Here is a 2,931-nt window from a genome sequence, read left to right as displayed (position 1 = left end):
CGGATCGCCGAGAACGCACGCGGCGAGGCACTCCGCCGGATCGAAGCCCGTGTGCGCGAGCTCAATTCGGATGTTCACATCGTGAGCGCGGTGGCCGGACGTGTGGACCGCCGGCTGCTCTATGACGTCACGGACGACGGAGGTGAGACCGGGCAGATGTCGTTTCGGGATCTACTCGTCGACGAGGCGGTCGGCGCCCACGACGAGCACCACAACCACCTGCATGCGTCGTCGGTCACCGTTGTCCGCGACGGCGCCGTCGACCCCGCGGCGCTCGTCGATCTGCTCGAGCAGCCGCCTCCGGGGGTCTACCGGATGAAGGGCGCCGTCGGGGTCGGCACCCGCCATTTTCTGGTCAACGTCGTCGGCACGTCAGTACATGTAACGACTGCGCGTGCGGTGGCGCGGGCCAGTCACCTCGTGGCGATCGGCACCGGTTTCGACGACGACGAGGTGCGCGGCCGTCTCGAGGAGGCGCTTCGCCCTTGTCCGCAGAAGGTGGCCGCAGCCGGGATGCGACGATTACAGTGGCTGCGGCAGCTCAGCATCTAACTTAGTTAGCGCAGCGGATGGGCGATTTCGTCGCGTGGCATCCGGGCGGCGGCCATCGCGATGACCGCCAGCACGATCGGCACCGCCCCGGCCACCAGGAAGATCGTCTGCATCGACACGACCTTCGACAGCGGCCCGACGATCGCGAACGACACCGGCATGAACACCAGGGACACGAAGAAGTCCAGGCTGGAGACCCGGCCCAGCATGTTCCTCGGGACGCGGCGCTGCAGCAGCGTCCCCCAAATGACCATGGCCGCGCCGTCGGTGACGCCGATGACGAATGTCGCGAGCGCCATCAGCAGAAACGACGACGTGAAGCCGATGACGACCAGCGGAACCGAGCCCAGGCCCCACATCGCCAACATCACCGTCAGGTAGCGCCGCGGCAGCCGCCACGACGACACCGCCAGCGCGCCAAGCGCGCTGCCCACCCCGAAGAACGTCAAGATGAATCCGTAGCTGCGGGCCCCGTCGGCGAATCGGTCCTGCGCGATGAACGGCAACAGCACCTCGATCGGACCCAGCACCACCAGCACGAACAAGCTGGCGAATAACAGCGTCCACAACAACCACGGCGTGCGCAGCATGAACACGAAGCCCTCGCGCAGGTCGCGCAGTGGGTGCGTCAGCACTTGATCCGCTTCGTGGACAGGAGTTTTCACGGTCGGCCTGGTCGCGGTCAGCAGCACCAGACCGACGGCGAACAAGGCGGCCACCACAGCGGCCCCGACGGGCGGGAACGTCGCACCCACCACCATGCCGGCCACGGCCGGACCGACAGCGCGTTGGAAGACCGGGCGCACGACCCCTTCGACGCCGTTGGCAGCCAACAACTGCTCGGCAGGGAGGATGCGCGGCAGGATGGCGCTGTAAGCGGGGAAGAAGAACGCCGCTGCGGCGCCCAGTGCCGTCGCGCCCACCGCCAGGTGCCAGATCTGCAGTCCGCCGGACAGCCCCAGCGCAGCGATCGCCGACGCCGCGACGACATTGACCGACTGGACGGCGATGATGATGGCACGCTGGTTGATCCGATCCGCGGCGATCCCACCGACCAGGACGAATGCAACCAGCGCTGCGCCGAAGCAGGTCGTCACGATCGACAGCGACACCGGGTCGTTGTCGAGGTCGATGACCTGCAGCGCCAGCACCACCGCGAACATGCCGTCGGCGAAGATCGACAGCGAGACCGCCGCGATCAGCAGGCGGTATTCGCGATGCTGGAACGGCGCGAGCACGCGCCAGCCGCCGGGTCTACCGACCGGCTGGGCCCGAGCCGTCTGCTCTTCGCACAAGCGATCATCGCTGTCGAACTGCGTGCTCACGCAGTCGATGGTGACCGACCGACGATGGCCGAGTCCAACGATTTTCAGCCGACGCCGAGATCGACGTTTCGGCGCGAATTACTCGCACTTTTGCGCCCAATGGTTCATTTGGGCGCAAGAAGGGCAAGGTGGGAAGGGTCAGGAGTCGGAGAACTTCGCCGGTCGACGTTCTTGGAAGGCCTGGGTGCCCTCGCGGAAGTCATCGGAGACCAGCAGTTGCAGCTGGCCCTCGCGTTCGCGCGCGAAGGCGCCGTCCAGCTCGGTGAGCGTGGCGGCGTTGATGGCCTGCTTGGTCTTTCGCAACGACACCGCGGGACCCGACACGAGGGTGCCGATGATCTTGTCCACCTCGGCGTCGAAGTCGTCCGCCGGATACACCGAGGTGACCAGGCCCCAGTCGTAGGCCTCAGCGGCTCCAATCCGCTCGGCCAGCAACGCCATCCGCATCGCCCGGATGCGGCCCACCGCCGCGGCGAACAACGCCGACGCGCCGCCGTCGGGCATCAACCCGATCTTGGTGAAGGCCAGCATGAAGAACGCCTTCTCCGACGCCAGCACGACATCACAGGCCAGCGCCAGCGAGGCGCCCACCCCGGCCGCCGCGCCCTGGACCACTGCCACCACCGGCCTCGGGCACGCCACGATCGCGGCTACCGCCCGGTTGGCCGCGTCCAGCACGCCTGCAGGCGAACTGGCCGCCTTACGGGCCTGGTCTTCGGCGCTGATCCCCGCGCCCGAACTGAAGCCGCGCCCGGCGCCACCCAGCCGCACCACCCGCACCCGCGGGTCGTCGGCGCCCTGTTGCAGCGCCGCGGCCACCCCGTTGAGCATGGCCTCGGTCAGTGAATTGAGGCTGTCGGGGCGGTTCAACGTCACCGAGAGCACGCCGTCGGTCAGTGTCACGGACAGGTCATCGACGCTCGCGTACGTTTCAGTGGTTTTCATCGCTGCACCTTAGATCTGGCGGGCGGATGGCCCGCGCCGGGTTCGACTTGGTTATACAAGTAAGCTTTGTCGGCGGTCAACTATTCGGAAGGCAGAAGATCATGGCGGG

Annotated in this window: 3 protein-coding genes; 1 reads left to right on the top strand and 2 read right to left on the bottom strand. The window is 67.3% G+C overall.

Going from position 1 to position 2,931, the window contains the following annotated elements:
* The coding region (locus ACN269_RS32575; protein WP_421476846.1) for a GTP-binding protein at positions 1–552 on the top strand (552 nt) is incomplete at its 5' end.
* A 5-nt stretch (positions 553–557) separates the two neighbouring features.
* Here the strand turns inward: ACN269_RS32575 and tet(V) are convergent.
* Positions 558–1,847 (bottom strand): tetracycline efflux MFS transporter Tet(V), encoded by a 1,290-nt coding sequence (gene tet(V) / locus ACN269_RS32570; RefSeq protein WP_421476847.1) that lies wholly within the window; start codon positions 1,845–1,847, stop codon positions 558–560.
* A gap of 168 nt (positions 1,848–2,015) precedes the next feature.
* Positions 2,016–2,822 (bottom strand): enoyl-CoA hydratase, encoded by an 807-nt coding sequence (locus ACN269_RS32565; protein WP_421476844.1) that lies wholly within the window; start codon positions 2,820–2,822, stop codon positions 2,016–2,018.
* Between the last annotated feature and the right edge of the window lie 109 nt (positions 2,823–2,931).

The organism is Micromonospora sp. WMMD736, from assembly GCF_049179015.1.
Classification (GTDB): domain Bacteria; phylum Actinomycetota; class Actinomycetes; order Mycobacteriales; family Micromonosporaceae; genus Micromonospora.
The sequence above is the reverse complement of the archived record's forward strand: the minus strand, read 5'-3'. Positions and strand labels throughout refer to the sequence as shown.